General features: G+C 41.7%; 18 protein-coding genes and 1 other RNA gene. 14 read left to right on the plus strand and 5 right to left on the minus strand.

Features of this window, described 5'->3' with window-relative positions; translation table 11 throughout:
* Positions 1-23: 23 nt before the first annotated feature.
* Both LNN34_RS04075 and recU read right to left on the minus strand, forming a co-directional pair.
* Complete coding sequence (locus LNN34_RS04075; protein WP_229042780.1) at positions 24-2,768, minus strand: PBP1A family penicillin-binding protein; 2,745 nt, start codon at positions 2,766-2,768, stop codon at positions 24-26.
* Between the two features lie 21 nt (positions 2,769-2,789).
* On the minus strand, positions 2,790-3,410 hold the full coding sequence (gene recU / locus LNN34_RS04080; RefSeq protein ID WP_229042781.1) for a Holliday junction resolvase RecU: 621 nt from the start codon (positions 3,408-3,410) through the stop codon (positions 2,790-2,792).
* 40 nt (positions 3,411-3,450) lie between these two features.
* Here recU and LNN34_RS04085 point away from each other — a divergent pair, with 40 nt between their 5' ends.
* Entirely contained in the window at positions 3,451-4,413 is a 963-nt protein-coding gene (locus tag LNN34_RS04085) for a DUF2515 domain-containing protein (RefSeq protein ID WP_229042783.1), read from the plus strand.
* Positions 4,414-4,438: 25 nt separating this feature from the next.
* Here LNN34_RS04085 and sspM read toward each other — a convergent pair whose 3' ends face one another.
* Positions 4,439-4,543 (minus strand): acid-soluble spore protein SspM, encoded by a 105-nt coding sequence (sspM, locus tag LNN34_RS04090; RefSeq protein ID WP_044155273.1) that lies wholly within the window; start codon positions 4,541-4,543, stop codon positions 4,439-4,441.
* Between the two features lie 197 nt (positions 4,544-4,740).
* Between sspM and LNN34_RS04095 the strand changes: the two genes are divergently transcribed.
* Entirely contained in the window at positions 4,741-4,986 is a 246-nt protein-coding gene (locus LNN34_RS04095; protein ID WP_044155280.1) for a DUF5446 family protein, read from the plus strand.
* A 45-nt stretch (positions 4,987-5,031) separates the two neighbouring features.
* The gene (locus LNN34_RS04100) at positions 5,032-5,403 is read left to right on the plus strand and encodes a YppE family protein (RefSeq protein ID WP_095532787.1); all 372 of its coding nucleotides are present in this window, start codon (positions 5,032-5,034) and stop codon (positions 5,401-5,403) included.
* A gap of 34 nt (positions 5,404-5,437) precedes the next feature.
* Here the strand turns inward: LNN34_RS04100 and LNN34_RS04105 are convergent, their stop codons facing one another.
* The gene (locus LNN34_RS04105) at positions 5,438-5,626 is read right to left on the minus strand and encodes a YppF family protein (protein ID WP_044155293.1); all 189 of its coding nucleotides are present in this window, start codon (positions 5,624-5,626) and stop codon (positions 5,438-5,440) included.
* A 187-nt stretch (positions 5,627-5,813) separates the two neighbouring features.
* On the opposite strand from LNN34_RS04105, the gene LNN34_RS04110 reads away from it, so the two are divergent.
* Positions 5,814-6,188 carry a YppG family protein gene (locus LNN34_RS04110; RefSeq protein ID WP_044155301.1) on the plus strand — a complete coding sequence of 125 codons (375 nt, stop codon included), beginning with the start codon at positions 5,814-5,816 and terminating at the stop codon, positions 6,186-6,188.
* 21 nt (positions 6,189-6,209) lie between these two features.
* On the opposite strand, the gene LNN34_RS04115 is transcribed toward LNN34_RS04110, so the two are convergent.
* Positions 6,210-6,629 (minus strand): Hsp20/alpha crystallin family protein, encoded by a 420-nt coding sequence (locus LNN34_RS04115; RefSeq protein WP_059352454.1) that lies wholly within the window; start codon positions 6,627-6,629, stop codon positions 6,210-6,212.
* Positions 6,630-6,765: 136 nt separating this feature from the next.
* Between LNN34_RS04115 and LNN34_RS04120 the strand changes: the two genes are divergently transcribed.
* The 10 genes from LNN34_RS04120 (at position 6,766) to LNN34_RS04165 (ending at position 14,917) form a co-directional block, all read left to right on the plus strand.
* Positions 6,766-7,272: a PTS sugar transporter subunit IIA gene (locus LNN34_RS04120; protein WP_229042785.1), complete on the plus strand. Its 507-nt coding sequence runs from the start codon at positions 6,766-6,768 to the stop codon at positions 7,270-7,272.
* 104 nt (positions 7,273-7,376) lie between these two features.
* Positions 7,377-9,626, plus strand: coding sequence for an ATP-dependent helicase MrfA (gene mrfA, locus LNN34_RS04125; RefSeq protein WP_229042787.1), 2,250 nt, complete (start codon positions 7,377-7,379; stop codon positions 9,624-9,626).
* A gap of 16 nt (positions 9,627-9,642) precedes the next feature.
* Positions 9,643-10,884: a ribonuclease H-like domain-containing protein gene (locus tag LNN34_RS04130; protein ID WP_229042789.1), complete on the plus strand. Its 1,242-nt coding sequence runs from the start codon at positions 9,643-9,645 to the stop codon at positions 10,882-10,884.
* Positions 10,885-10,984: 100 nt separating this feature from the next.
* Entirely contained in the window at positions 10,985-11,113 is a 129-nt protein-coding gene (locus LNN34_RS04135) for a hypothetical protein (RefSeq protein WP_003230707.1), read from the plus strand.
* An 84-nt stretch (positions 11,114-11,197) separates the two neighbouring features.
* Positions 11,198-11,425: a spore coat protein CotD gene (cotD, locus tag LNN34_RS04140; RefSeq protein WP_081638329.1), complete on the plus strand. Its 228-nt coding sequence runs from the start codon at positions 11,198-11,200 to the stop codon at positions 11,423-11,425.
* An 89-nt stretch (positions 11,426-11,514) separates the two neighbouring features.
* The gene (locus LNN34_RS04145; protein WP_024121823.1) at positions 11,515-12,060 is read left to right on the plus strand and encodes a DUF1273 domain-containing protein; all 546 of its coding nucleotides are present in this window, start codon (positions 11,515-11,517) and stop codon (positions 12,058-12,060) included.
* A 78-nt stretch (positions 12,061-12,138) separates the two neighbouring features.
* On the plus strand, positions 12,139-12,435 hold the full coding sequence (gpsB, locus tag LNN34_RS04150; protein WP_010334692.1) for a cell division regulator GpsB: 297 nt from the start codon (positions 12,139-12,141) through the stop codon (positions 12,433-12,435).
* 66 nt (positions 12,436-12,501) lie between these two features.
* Positions 12,502-12,883: RNase P RNA component class B (gene rnpB / locus LNN34_RS04155), an RNA gene on the plus strand.
* A 98-nt stretch (positions 12,884-12,981) separates the two neighbouring features.
* Entirely contained in the window at positions 12,982-14,130 is a 1,149-nt protein-coding gene (locus tag LNN34_RS04160; protein ID WP_229042792.1) for a THUMP domain-containing class I SAM-dependent RNA methyltransferase, read from the plus strand.
* 340 nt (positions 14,131-14,470) lie between these two features.
* Positions 14,471-14,917 carry a hypothetical protein gene (locus tag LNN34_RS04165; protein WP_324251391.1) on the plus strand — a complete coding sequence of 149 codons (447 nt, stop codon included), beginning with the start codon at positions 14,471-14,473 and terminating at the stop codon, positions 14,915-14,917.
* Positions 14,918-14,954: the final 37 nt, after the last annotated feature.

Genomic DNA, 14,954 nt, shown 5'->3' on the forward strand with positions numbered 1-14,954 from the left:
TTAAAAGGGTGATGGCTTTGTCTTTAATTCGTTTTTTCAGTTGATGATGAATTCGTTTGTGTATTGCCAGATGTATTTGTTTTGTTTTTATCTGTATCCGTTCCTGTTGAATCGTCTGTTGAGTCACCATCTGACGCATCTTCTTCTTTGCGGCCATTGTTATTGTTGCTGTTATCGTTAGATGGGTCTTGGTTGCTGTTGTCAGACGGGTTGGTGTTCGTGTTGTCTTGTTTTTTGTCTTGATCGTTTGTTGAATCATCTGTCTGATCTTGATCTTTCTGACTGTCATCTGTTTGAGAATCATCAGTTTGTGTATCATCCTGAGTCTTCTCATCATCTTGATTTTCATCATCCGTTTGCTGCTGGTCTTTTTTATCTTCATCCTCTTCGGCTTTCGGCACTTCATAGGAGGTCGACGCTGAACTTTTGCCATCATCACTGACGGCTGTCACTTCGAATTTGTATACAGAGCCTGGCTGCACGCCCGAAATGACTGCCTCTTTTGCAGAGCTGTTTTGAATTTCAGAGTAGCTGCCGCCATCAACAGATTGCTTAACAGCAAAGGTCGCATCTCCGTCGTAATTCCAGCTTAATGTCAATGATTGATTATCTTTATCATATTTCACACTTAAACCAGACAGTTTTGCTGTTTCTTCTTTTTCTTCTTTCTCATATGTTTTAGAAACAGTAGTAGGAGTCGTACCTTTTACAAAATACTCTGTGAGCTTTTTATCGCTTGGCGTATTTGGCCCTGCCAGTTTTGCCGGGTTAGAGCCTTTTTCTACAGTGGCTTCCACTACGCTGTCAGGCTTCTCAAATGATCCGCTTCCGTCATCGACATCGGCAATGAGCTGGGCGAAGATGCGTTTTGCAACTTTTTGCTCTTCAGTTGAAAGAGATTTCTTTCCAGCTTCGTTTTCTCCCATACCCGTCCAGACAGCTGCTGTATATTGCGGTGTGTAGCCGACAAACCAAGAATCTCGGGCACCGTCGCTTGCGATATTGTACCTTTGGATTTCACTTTCTTCAAAGTTGGTCGTCCCTGTTTTTCCTGCTACTTCCACACCGGGTACTTGTGCAAGCTGTCCAGTACCTGTCTTAACAGCTGTTTTCAGCATATCTGTAATCATAAACGCAGTATAATCGCTCATTGCTGACTTTGATTTTGGTGTTAAGTCAAGCTTTGTGCCATCGTTAAATTCAATAGACTTTACAAAATGCGGTTCATTATATGTTCCGTTATTTCCGAAGGCGCTGTATGCTCCTGCCATCGTTAGTGAAGAGACACCAACATTGCCTTTTCCGAATCCACCGATAGAATACGATTCATATACTTTATCTTTATCTAATCCTAGTCCCAATCCGTTAGCAAAGTCTACAGCAGCATCTCTACCCACTGCTTGGTATGCTTTTAAAGCAGGAATGTTCCGAGATTGCGCAAGTGCTTCACGCATAGACATTAGTTCTTTATATTTGCGGTCAAAGTTACGGATAGGTGTTCCATCTGAATACGTGTAAGCTGAGTCATCAATTTGCTCGTAAGTGGACCATTTTTTATTTTCAATAACTGGACCGTAGTCGAGAATTGGTTTAATGGTAGAACCAGGCTGTCGCTGAGCTTGAGTCGCGTAATTGTAGCCACCAACCGTAGAATTTCTACCGGCACCAATCGCGCGGACTTCTCCGGTTTTTGTATCGAGAAGCGAAACACCGCCCTGCATGCCTTCAGTAAATCCGACAGTGTCTCCGTCCATCAATTCATCTAGTTTGTCTTGTGCTTTTGTATCTAATGTTGTATAAATCTTTAATCCGTCAGTACCTGGATTGACATCAGATTTTTCTTCAATTTCTTTCATGACTTCTTCAACAAACGCACTGTATTTATTTGAATTTGTTTTTTCATATTCTTTCTGTGATACAACGCCTTCATCTTTCACTGCCACTTTTTTCGCTTTGTTATATTGAGAATCAGAAATAAATCCTTGCTTTTTCATGAGACTGAGTACGATGTTCCGTCTTTTTTCCGCTTTATCTGGGTTTTTAACGGGATTGTATGCTGTCGGACTTTGCGGCATACCCGCAAGTGTCGCAGCTTGTTCCACAGTCAATTTGCTTAAATCAGTGACGCCGAAAAATTCTTCCGCCGCTTTTCCGATTCCGTATGCTCTAGGAGAAAAATAAATCCGGTTTAAATACATTTCTAAAATTTCATCTTTAGAGTAATTGCGTTCAAGCTGAATCGATAGCCAGACTTCTTGCACCTTCCGTTTCAGCGTTTTCTGATGTGACAGAAGGGAGTTCTTGACGACCTGCTGGGTGATGGTACTTCCGCCTTCAGCTCCGAAGCCGTCTTTAAAGTTGGCGACTAAGGCGCCTCCGATACGGACAGGATCAATCCCGTGGTGCTCATAAAAACGGGCATCCTCTGTCGCAATAAAGGCTTCTTTTACAACATCGGGAATTTCATCTATCGAGACATAGGACCGCTTTTCGGAGCCGTATTCAGCGATTTCTTTTCCGTTTTTATCATAAATTGTCGATGAATAAGGCGTCTTCAATTTGTTTTCGTCCAGTGATGGCGCATCAGAAACCATGACGGCAAATGTAACGGCGCCGCCGACTACACCCAGGATAAACAGAATGAGTAAAGTGAATAGCGTCTTTTTAAACAAACCGCCTTTTTTTCGTTTCTTGCCTTTTTTCGGTGAAGTGCTCGACTTGCTGTTCGCTTTACGTCGAGCTTCACGGCTGTTAAATTGATCTGACATAACATCTCAACCTTTCGTTAATCAACCTTTCGCACTAGATGATGGCGAAAAATAAAGCTGCTCAATAATACTAATATAATCAATTCTTGGCGCGTATCCAAGAGAAATCGGATAAGCTGCTTCCTCTAACTCATCTTTTCGAATTGATTTTCTGCCGTTTTTTTCTTTTCTTTCCCAGAAATAAAACAGTCTATCGGCTTCTAAAAAATAAACCTGGCCGAAAGCGGATATAATAACAAAACAAATACCGTCTTGAGCCGTTACCTGCTTCATATGCTCAATTTGATGATCATGGAAATTCTGCAGGGGGAAAGAGGTTTTGTTTTTTGTCTCTTTCGCCTCAAAGTCAATGTACCGCCCTTTATAAACTCCGTTATAATCTGTTGTCGATGATTGTTTAAAATAGGCTTCTTTTATGACTGCAGCGCTTCTTTTTGGATAATGGACATTTACAATTTGAACAGGTGTCGGCTTTTTGTGTATCACGGCAATTTGGTTTGTCAGATAATACTTATTCGTTTCGTTTAAGTCATCTTCGAGGGTCATTCCGCGATTACTGTAAGATGGCGCTCTTTTATGACTGTTTTGGGATGAAACCGGATGTTTCGGCTGAAACGTTTTTCCGTTAGGATACCGAATCACTTTCTCATCCTCCTTATTAAACTATTAGTGACGGAAGTGAATGAACGTGCAAGAACAACAGGCCATCAGAAAGCTTCTTCGCCGGATTGAGCGGCAGACAGCAGTCAAAAACGCCGATAATATTTCAAGAACGAATGCTTATAAAACATTCTATGACCGTCATCCGGAAATTAAATGGTCGCTCTTAGCTTCCTTCGTTTCACGCAATGCCGGCTGGTCGATGACTGATTTAAAGGGCAGTCTGTTTCAGCTTGGTCTGCGAGAGTCACAGCAAAGGTGGTTCTTTTTGGCCTACGAGAGAGCGAATTGGCTCATCTTTTCAGATGCCTATCCGCAGCTTCTTTTGTACCACTGGTCTGTAAAAATCGGGAAGCCCCTGTTCAACTATCTGCAATTGTTTGGCGTATCACAATTTATGACAGAAGAGTGGACCCGTTTTTGGCATGAACGAAACACGGAGCGGCTCATGTATGCTCTCATTATAAATGAACAAAACACTATCCAAACACCTATTATACAAAATCCTTCGTTCAAAAAGAACGTTTTTGGCACGATTCCTTTTTATTTAAGTGACTGGTTTCATTTCAACACCGTTATTTTTCCTTCTTCAGACGGCATTCTTTACGGTATTTCGGCCAAGCGTTTTTCTAAAACCGAAGAAAGGATAAGGCTTGGAAAACAGCTGTCACAATTGCTGTTCAGTCCGGAACTGTTTTCTTCTTTTTATGACTTTTTGCACACAGTGCCGCATACAGGCTCCCGTTTTGATATGGAAAAAATGATCGGAATCACAAAAAGGACATCTCCTATGCTAAGGACATGCTACCCTGAATTAACTCACTCATTAGACGGAAAGAAAACAGATTGGTTTCATGGAAAGATAAAGAAAGGCCTCTTTGCGCGGGAGGCATTGCCGCGGCAGATAGAATTGACTGACTGGTATGTAAACAAAAAACGTCAGCTGCATGCGCTCTTTGCGGTGGAGCATTGGCTGAAGAAATAAAAGAAGCAAGGAATTTCCTTGCTTCTTACGTAGAAGGACGGTTCGGGCCGCCTAGTTTTTTATCTAAAGAATCAACTGCTTTTGATTCTGTCTTTTTTTGCTGGCCGGTTTTTTTCGGTCTAGATTTCATACGGCACCTCCTCACAAGTATCGTGTGCATTAAGCGTGAGGATCATACAATTTTTGCGTGTCTTTTTGTCGAAAACTTCAGCTTTTCGTGGAATACCTGTTTGTTTGGCGATTTGCTTCTAGTTTTGTCATGCGGAAGGATTGCGCCGTACGAGCAAAGAATTTAACCGGGAGAGAAGAGTAAAGGGAGGAACACAAATGTCCGGTTACGTAAGCAAGACAGATATTCTCCGAATGCTTTCTGATATAGAAACTGAAATAAACTGTGCTGAACAGAGCCTTGGCCGTTCTATAGATGTATTCGAGGCTGAAATGCGTGAAACGGAGGACGAGCGTTTGAGTGTTCTGGAAGAAGAAATCATGGATCTTCATATATGTATAAACGAACTGTACCGATCCCCTCAAGAGAGGTATGCTGTAGATAAGGTATACCGCATCGGCTGAATTTTTGAGCAAAATTTGGTACGATAAGCTTTGAGGTGAAGGATGTTGCAACCACAAACATTGCTGAAAGTTACCGAGCAAATGATTGAAGCCGCTGAAACAGGTGCTGCACGATATCAGGAAGGGAAAGAAAATAACCATTCGTACGATTTTTTTGAGACGATAAAGCCTGCTGTGGAGGAGAATGATGCCCTGGCAGCTCACTGGGCGGAAGGGGCGCTTGAATTTATAAAGTCTCACCGTCCGAAATACGTGCATGCTGAGCAAATAGAGACCGCAAAAGATAATTTCCTGGAATTGATTCTTCAATCATATGTTCATCATATTCATAAAAAGCGATTCAAAGACATCACTGAATCAGTCATTTACACATTGCAGACAGTGAGGGATGAAATTGCAAGTGAAGACAGCCAATAAGGCTGTCTTCATTTTTATTATAGGGGGCCGGACATTAATTCAGCTCATATGCCGGGCTTTCTGCTCCATTTGCTTCCAGAACCTTCATACTGTTACGAAATTCAGTTGCGTTGAGGTGTCCTTGAATATAGAGGAACTTGGCAAAGTCCATCAGTTTATTCACACAGTCTGTTTCATATTTCTTCATTTCTGCAAAACGTTTGCTTAAGTATGGTACGTTCATTATGGTGCATCCCCTCTCATCTGTATTGAAAATATGGTATCATAATGATTCGACTTTTTTCTGTTTTTAAAAAATTTAAACTTTCGACACAATTTGACAAACACGCTTGATAGCATCAGACACAAACAAAAGAAATGATTCATACATATATAGGAGAGAAACTGTTGAGTCTAGGGGGGAAATCGCAATGAAAAGGAGACCTCAAAACGATCCTCGGCAATTGGGTTATTATTATCCTCAGCAAGTGCAGGGATATTATCAGCAGAATGCGCCTGTTCATTCTGAACAGTACGTTCCGCAGCATTACGGACAACAGGAGTTTTATCAGCCGTATAATCCGCCTCAGTCTATGCCTATGCAGCCGCCGGTATTTCCTAATCCTTATCCTATTCCGAGACCGAATCAGCAGCAGCCTTCACAGGTTCAAAGTATTATGTCGCAATTCAAAAAAGCGAACGGGCAGTTTGACTTTAATAAAATGATGGATACGACAGGCCAAGTCATGAGTGCCATGAATCAAGTCGGCTCATTAATAAAGGGATTTACCAGCTTTTTCAAATAACAAAAGCATGAATGAATCAAATCATTCATGCTTATTTGTTGGGAAGAAAAGCGTCATTGTCTGCTCACTCCATGACGTTTCCATTTCTTCCTGATGTACCTCATAAGGCAGCTGTACGGTTCTTGTCATGCTTGTTAATGTGGAGGCGTTTTGCTCCTTCTGTTTTTCCTGAAGCGTTACATGGAGGTACCGGGACTTAATGTCGATGAGAATCTCGCCGTCTCGAAACGTTGCTGGAATTGTGATATCGACATACAGCCCGTCATCACTTTCTCTGACGTCTATCGTTGTCTGTACATCTTTAAAACTAGAGTCGATCAAGTTTTGAAAACCATGTAAAAGATTTCCTAATGCAGAAGACTGAAACAGATGGTCCATTGCTTGATTGATGATCTCTTCTTTCTTAGACAATTCATTCTTTTTGTCATCTTTACATTCCAAATGAGCCACCGCCTTTTTTTATCAGACTATGCGTTTGTGCCGGATGTTGTTATAAATTGAAGCGAAATTGAAAGTGTGGTTAAATAGGTGGTGAATGAAGGGATAACGGTTGATGAATTGGAAGGGAGATAACACATTGCTGAAAAAATTATTCGGAATGGGAAAATCAGAGGAAAAAATTGCGGAAGAGGTCATCTATTCTCCGGCAGACGGGACGGTAATGGATCTGACAGATGTGCCGGATCCTGTTTTTTCACAAAAAATGATGGGCGAAGGAATTGCAGTTGAACCCTCTAATGGTGAAATTGTTTCACCTGCTGAAGGTGAAGTGATTCAGCTGTTTCATACAAAACACGCCGTGGGCATCCGGACACGTTCGGGAATCGAGCTGTTAATTCACGTCGGATTAGAAACCGTAAATATGAATGGAGAAGGATTTACCGCTCATATTAAAGAAGGTGACAAAGTAAAGGTCGGCGACCCGCTCATCACGTGTGATTTGGAGTTAATAAAAGAAAAAGCGAGCAGCACAGTCATCCCAATCGTCATGATGAATGGGGAAGCTGTGGAAACAATAGAGCCTGCAGGCGAAAAGGCTGCACATAAAGGCGAAACAAAGCTGCTCACAATAAGAGCGAAATAAGCAGGGCGGATGCCTTGCTTTTTTGTTGTCCGATTGTATAAAATTTGCACCTAGCCATGCAAACAAATATTCGGTAAACTGTACTTGATAAAGAGGTGTAAAGAATGAAAAAGAAATCACTGACTGAACTCATTTCTGAATTGAAAGGAAATGAAAACGTTGTGAACTGGCATGAAATTGAGCCTCGTGAAGCAAGGACAAGACCGATGCCTGAACGTATAGATGAGAGACTCAAAACAGCCCTTTCCAAAAGGGGAATTGATGCCTTATATACCCACCAATATGCCGCTTTTCAATATGTGCAAAAAGGTGAAAGCATTGTAACTGTAACGCCTACGGCATCCGGGAAAACATTATGCTACAACCTGCCTGTCCTGCAATCTATCGCTGAGGACGATACAAACCGGGCGTTATATTTATTTCCTACTAAAGCGCTGGCCCAGGATCAAAAAAGTGAGCTCAATGAAATCATTGATGAGATGGGCATTGATATTAAAAGTTTTACATATGACGGAGATACATCTCCGGCGATCAGACAAAAAGTCAGAAAATCAGGGCACATTGTGATTACAAACCCTGATATGCTCCACTCGGCAATTCTTCCGCATCATACAAAATGGGTGAGTCTGTTTGAAAACCTTAAATATATTGTGATAGACGAGCTGCACACGTATCGCGGTGTATTCGGAAGCCATGTGGCAAATGTAATCCGCCGGCTGAAACGGATCTGCCGATTTTATGGAAGTGACCCGATCTTTATTTGTACCTCGGCAACGATCGCGAATCCGAAGGAATTGGGAGAGCAGCTGACCGGAAACTCAATGAGGCTGGTTGATGACAACGGTGCGCCAAGCGGACGGAAGCACTTTGTATTTTATAATCCGCCAATTGTTAATCAGCCGCTTAACATCAGAAAAAGCGCAACAGTAGAAGTAAACGAGCTGGCGAAAGAGTTCCTGAAGAACAAAGTGCAGACCATTGTATTTGCCAGAAGCAGAGTCCGTGTGGAAATTATTTTAAGCCATATTCAGGAACTGGTGAAAAAAGAGATCGGGGCAAAGTCTATCAGAGGCTATCGGGGAGGATATCTTCCAAAAGAACGAAGAGAAATCGAAAGAGGGCTGCGAGATGGCGAAATTCTTGGGGTTGTCAGCACAAATGCGCTGGAGCTCGGGGTTGATATCGGTCAGCTGCAGGTCTGTATCATGACCGGTTATCCCGGAAGTGTGGCAAGTGCGTGGCAGCAGGCGGGAAGAGCCGGCAGAAGACACGGTGAGTCCTTGATTGTCATGGTGGCTAATTCAACGCCGATTGACCAGTATATTGTGCGCCATCCTGAATACTTTTTTGACCGTTCGCCGGAATCGGCAAGAATCAACCCAGAGAATCTAATTATTTTAGTTGATCACTTAAAATGCGCTTCTTATGAACTTCCTTTTAAAGCCGATGAAGAGTTTGGGCCGCTGGACGTCAGTGATATCCTCGAGTACCTTCAGGAAGAAGGTGTCCTGCACCGCAATGGAGAACGTTATCATTGGGCAAACGAATCGTTTCCTGCTTCCAATATCAGTCTGCGTTCGGCTTCACAAGAAAATGTGGTCATTGTCGATCAAACGGATGTTGCGAATGTGAGAATCATCGGTGAAATGGATCGGTTTAGTGCGATGACGCTTCTTCATGATGAAGCGATTTATTTGCATGAAGGCGTGCAATTCCAAGTGGAAAAGCTTGATTGGGATCATAAAAAGGCTTATGTCAGAAGAGTTGATGTGGAATATTACACGGATGCCAATCTGGCAGTCCAGCTGAAGGTGCTGGAAATTGACAAAACAAAAGAGAGGAGCCGTACATCCCTACATTACGGCGATGTTACAGTAAATGCATTGCCCACTATTTTTAAAAAGATTAAGATGACTACTTTTGAAAATATCGGATCAGGCCCTATCCATTTACCGGAAGAAGAACTCCATACGAGTGCGGCTTGGCTTGAAATCAAAACAATTGATGAAGACATTGGAGAAAAGACACTCGAACAGCTGCTTCTCGGCATATCGAATGTTTTGCAGCATATTGTCCCTGTGTATATTATGTGTGACCTAAATGATGTCCATGTCGTTTCGCAAATCAAAGCTGCCCATACCGGTTTGCCAACGGTATTTTTGTATGACCATTATCCGGGAGGAATCGGCTTGGCAGAGGAAGTTTTTACACGGTTTGCTGACATTAATGAAGCGGCTAAGCGGCTGATAAAACAATGTCCTTGTCATGATGGCTGTCCGTCTTGTATAGGTACTGAAATAGAAGGAATAAAAGCCAAGGAACGAATTTTGCAGCTGTTGGACCAAATGTCATAAGGAAAGGAGGTTAGGCATGTCGTTAAAAGGAAAACTCCAGCGTATGAAAAAGCATATGGTGCTGGAGGAAGCAGAACACAAGATAGAAGAGAATGGGACTTCAGACATTCGCTCTGATATACCATTTCTTAAAGAGTGGGAGGCTTATGGCGTGAAGCCTTTCTTCTTTGAGGATGAATACTGTCTGATCAGGGAAGTAGAATATCCGCTCTCCCATCAGCACGGGCATTACTGTTTTTCCGAGCTGGATGAAGTCATCGGGTTATGGAACAAAAGCAGCCTCTCGCATACATTATCTGCAAAAGGATATGAAAACAACAGCCTGTTTTTCTTTGATACAGAAACAACAGGTCTTGGCGGTGGAGCCGGCAATACGATTTTTTTGCTCGGCCATGCAAGGGTATATAAAGATCGAGTGGTAATCAAACAGCATCTTCTGCCCAAACCGGGGAATGAAGTCGCCTTGTATCAGAGCTTTTTAAGCGAGGTTGATATTACATCACTTGTTACCTACAACGGAAAAGCTTTTGATTGGCCGCAGGTAAAAACAAGGCATACACTGATTCGTGACAGAGTTCCGAAGCTCCCGGAATTCGGGCATTTTGACCTCTTGCATGGAGCAAGGCGTTTGTGGAAGCACAAAATGGAACGCGTGTCGCTTGGCTCAGTTGAAAAAGAAGAGCTCGGCGTACGCAGAAAAGAAGACACCCCGGGCTATTTGGCGCCGATGCTGTACTTTCATTTTATTAAGGCACAGGAACCGGATCTTTTAAAGGGTGTGCTGCACCATAATGAGATGGATGTGCTGTCGTTAATTTCACTGTACATTCATATGTCAAAGAAAATTCTTTCCGCTTCTGATATGCCAAAAGAGTATGATGAAGCTTACGCAATGGCGAAATGGTTTATGGCCCATAAGGAAACGGGCCAAGCAGTCAATCAGCTTGAAAGACTTAAAGAAAAGTCATTTGAAAATAAAGACAGAGCCCTTTTAGATTTATCAATGCTGTACAAAAAACAAAACCGCCTAGAAGATGCAGTCCCGCTTTGGGAGAAGCTATCTCATTCTCAGCACCAAAAATGCAGGTACACTTCAGCGATAGAGCTTGCGAAATATTTTGAGCATAAGAAAAAGGAATTCGGGAAAGCTTTACATAAAGCTGAACAATTACTTGCTGATGAGGCGTCCTTATCAGAAAAAGAAACGGAAAATCTGCACGTGAGAATTGCCCGTTTGAAGAGGAAATATTCCTCTTAAATATTCTCCGGGAAAGCGCAAAAGACGACTTCTTTCGCCATGAAATTTTTTTGCTGGATTCACATCGATTTTGTTGTAGAAAACCGGCGAATCCTGTAAAATGACGTTAGTTATTTTTAAAGGGAGAGTTGGTATGTATAAGGGTGTTTTTTATTTGTTCTTCGTCGTTGTGTTTTTGATTGCTTTCGTATTTTCAAACTTTAAAGACAGCTTAATTGCACACTTTTAAAATAGGTCTTTGCATCAGAACATGTACCCCCTATTTTTCATAGCTTAGTATTGTAATAAAGTTTATGGAAAGGGGATTTAAATCATGCATCACTGCAGACCGCACATGATGGCGCCGATTGTCCATCCTACTCATTGCTGTGAACACCATACGTTTTCAAAAACAATCGTGCCGCACATTCACCCACAGCACACAACAAACGTAAATCACCAGCATTTCCAGCACGTTCACTACTTTCCACACACTTTCTCAAATGTTGATCCGGCTACGCATCAGCATTTTCAAGCAGGAAGACCTTGTTGCGATTACTAGTATGGAAACGTGCAGCTTGATGGTGTAAACCAACGCAGCACATCAAATGGGGCCCAAAGGGAGCCCCATTTTTTAAAGCAGGTGAAAAGATGAAAGTATTGGCAATAACAGGATATAAACCGTTTGAACTCGGGATATTTAAACAGGATGACAAGGCGCTGTATTACATAAAAAAAGCCATTAAGAACCGGCTGATTGCTTTTTTGGATGAAGGATTAGAATGGATTTTAATTTCAGGGCAGCTTGGAACAGAACTCTGGTCGGCCGAAGTTGCATATGATTTGCAGGAAGAATACCCTGACTTGAAGGTTGCTGTCATCACACCATTTTACGAGCAGGAAAAGAACTGGAAAGAGCCGAATAAGGAACTGTATGAAGCTGTTCTGGCCCAGGCGGACTACGAGGAAAGCCTGACTCATCGTCCGTATGAAAGCCCGCTTCAGTTCAAACAAAAAAATCAGTTCTTCATTGATAAGTCTGACGCGCTTATGCTTTTATATGACTCTGAAATGGCTGGTTCCCCAAAGTATATGCTTGAGACAGCTGAAAAAAGACGCGAACAGGATGGCTATCCGATCTACTTTATCACAATGGATGATCTGAGAGTGACAGTAGAGGAAGACAGCTTCTCATAACAAAGAAAGAGAAATTTGACAATCGTCTAGATTTCTGAAAAAATATAAGATGATGATTCACGATACGAGGTGAAAAAGATGCTTGCTGATAAAGTAAAGCTTTCTGCGAAAGACATTTTGGAAAAAGAATTTAAAACAGGCGTTAGAGGTTACAAACAAGAAGACGTTGACAAATTTTTAGATATGATCATTAAGGATTATGAAACCTTCCATCAAGAAATTGAAGAACTGCAGCAGGAAAATTTGCAGCTGAAAAAACAGCTTGAAGAAGCCAGCAAAAAACAGCCAGTGCAATCAAACACAACGAACTTTGATATCTTAAAACGGCTGTCTAACTTAGAAAAGCATGTTTTTGGCAGCAAGCTTTATGATTGATCTGCGCTTGTAAAAAATGGCGCTTGTAAATGACAATCAGTTGTTATATAATAATTCATGTTCTTAACGTTCGGGTAATCGCTGCAGATCTTGAATCTGTAGAGGAAAGTCCATGCTCGCACGGTGCTGAGATGCCCGTAGTGTTCGTGCCTAGCGAAGTCATAAGCTAGGGCAGCCTTGATAGGCTGACGGCAGGAAAAAAGCCTACGTCCTTTGGATATGGCTGAGTATCCTTGAAAGTGCCACAGTGACGAAGTCTCACTAGAAATGGTGAGAGTGGAACGCGGTAAACCCCTCGAGCGAGAAACCCAAATTTTGGTAGGGGAACCTTCTTGACGGAATTCAACGGAGAGAAGGACAGAATGCTTTCTGTAGATAGATGATTGCCGCCTGAGTACGAGGTGATGAGCCGATTGCAGTACGATGGAACAAAACATGGCTTACAGAACGTTAGACCACTTAAATTAAATGATGAAATCAAGCTCTCCCGTATAAGGAGAGCTTTTATCTTGATGAGAGAAAAGTTTTAAAAGACAGGGTGATACGATGAAGAAGTATACACTAATTGCAACAGCGCCGATGGGCATTGAAGCTGTAGTTGCAAAAGAAGTTCGTGACTTAGGATATGAATGCAAGGTTGATAACGGAAAAGTTATCTTTGAAGGAGATGCGCTTGCGATTTGCCGTGCGAATCTTTGGCTGAGAACGGCGGACCGCGTAAAAGTTCAAGTTGCTACATTTAAAGCAAAAACATTTGATGAGCTGTTTGAAAAAACGAAAGCGGTTAACTGGCGTTCATTTATACCGGAGAACGGGAAATTCCCTGTCATCGGTAAATCCGTTAAATCAACACTTGCAAGCGTTCCCGACTGTCAGCGGATCGTCAAAAAAGCGATTGTTGAAAAGCTGAAGCTGCAGTCCGGCAAAGCCAATGACTGGATCGAAGAAACAGGCGCCGAATATAAGGTGGAAATTTCTTTATTGAAAGATCAGGCGGTTATTACACTTGATACGTCAGGGACAGGCCTCCACAAACGGGGATACCGCGTGGATCAGGGAGGCGCGCCCATTAAAGAAACGCTTGCTGCCGCTTTGGTGCAATTAACAAATTGGACTCCGGACCGTCCATTTGTCGATCCTTTTTGCGGTTCCGGAACGATCGCGATTGAAGCCGCATTAATCGGCCAAAATATTGCCCCGGGATTTAACCGCGATTTTGTCTCAGAGGATTGGGAGTGGATCGGTAAAGATCTGTGGGACAAAGCACGTCTTGAAGTCGAAGAAAAGGCAAACTATGATCAGCCGCTTACGATTTTCGCCAGTGACGTAGATCACCGCATGGTGCAAATCGCAAAAGAAAATGCAGAGGAAGCGGGACTGAGCGAATTAATCGAATTTAAACAAATGCAGGTAAAGGACTTCACTACAAAACTTGAGTTTGGCGTGATTGTCGGAAACCCGCCGTACGGAGAACGTCTCGGAGAGAAAAAAGCTGTGGAACAAATGTACAAAGAAATGGGGCAGGCGTTCGAACCGCTTGATACGTGGTCTGTGTATATGCTGACTTCAAATGAAAATTTTGAGGAAGCATATGGAAGAAAAGCAACGAAGAAACGAAAGCTCTTTAATGGATTTATTAAAACGGATTATTATCAGTACTGGGCTAAAAAGAAAAAAACAATTTCAAAAATATAGTCCCTTTTATAGGATTTAAAAATAGGTCATAAATGGTACTTTAAGGAAATAGCCGAAAAACAGGGACTTGAGTTCCTGTTTTTCGGCTATTTAGGATAAATTTTAAACTTGAATATCTTTGGGATAGTGTTGGGGAATAAAGTTTTTATGAACCATTTATTATACATACGTAGTAATTTATAATAATTTCTCATAATAAAGACAAATTCTTAACGGATTTGCCTTTTATAATGTAAGTTGCTATAGTTTAATAATTTCTTAAAATTTACCTACTAGTCTTGATATATATATAATGCTGATTTATAATATTTTATGTAAAAATATGAAGGAGTTGGAATTAGTGAAAAAAACATCGAAAATCTTGATGGGTGCTTCTGCATTACTGATAGCAGGCTCTACCTTTATTTGCAGTCCAAAAGCAGAAGCAGCAATGAGTTCATGGGAAACAGTTCAAGGAATTAAAGGTTGTGAAGCTAGGGTTTGGACTGATGCAACAACATATACAAGAAAAGCTACTTCTATTGATGCATATGCTCAGACAAATGGAAAATGTGGGACATTGAACTATCGAATGAGTGTTGTCACCTTAGATGGGGAATATAACCTCGGTAATTATTTCCAAAAGGGTTCATTCTCGAATAAAACACCTGTTAAAAAGTTTTATTTCAGTAAACTACTAAAACCTACATTTAAAGAGAGATGGCAGGTTAATGTTGAGTTATACAAAGGCGGGAAAATGAAAGACGCAGTTCAATCCAAAACTATTTATGTAGAGAAAAGAAAATAGACAGAAAATTTTCTATAGATATAATTTTACAGGCTGT

The organism is Bacillus sp. AF23, from assembly GCF_020861455.1.
GTDB lineage: Bacteria > Bacillota > Bacilli > Bacillales > Bacillaceae > Bacillus > Bacillus halotolerans.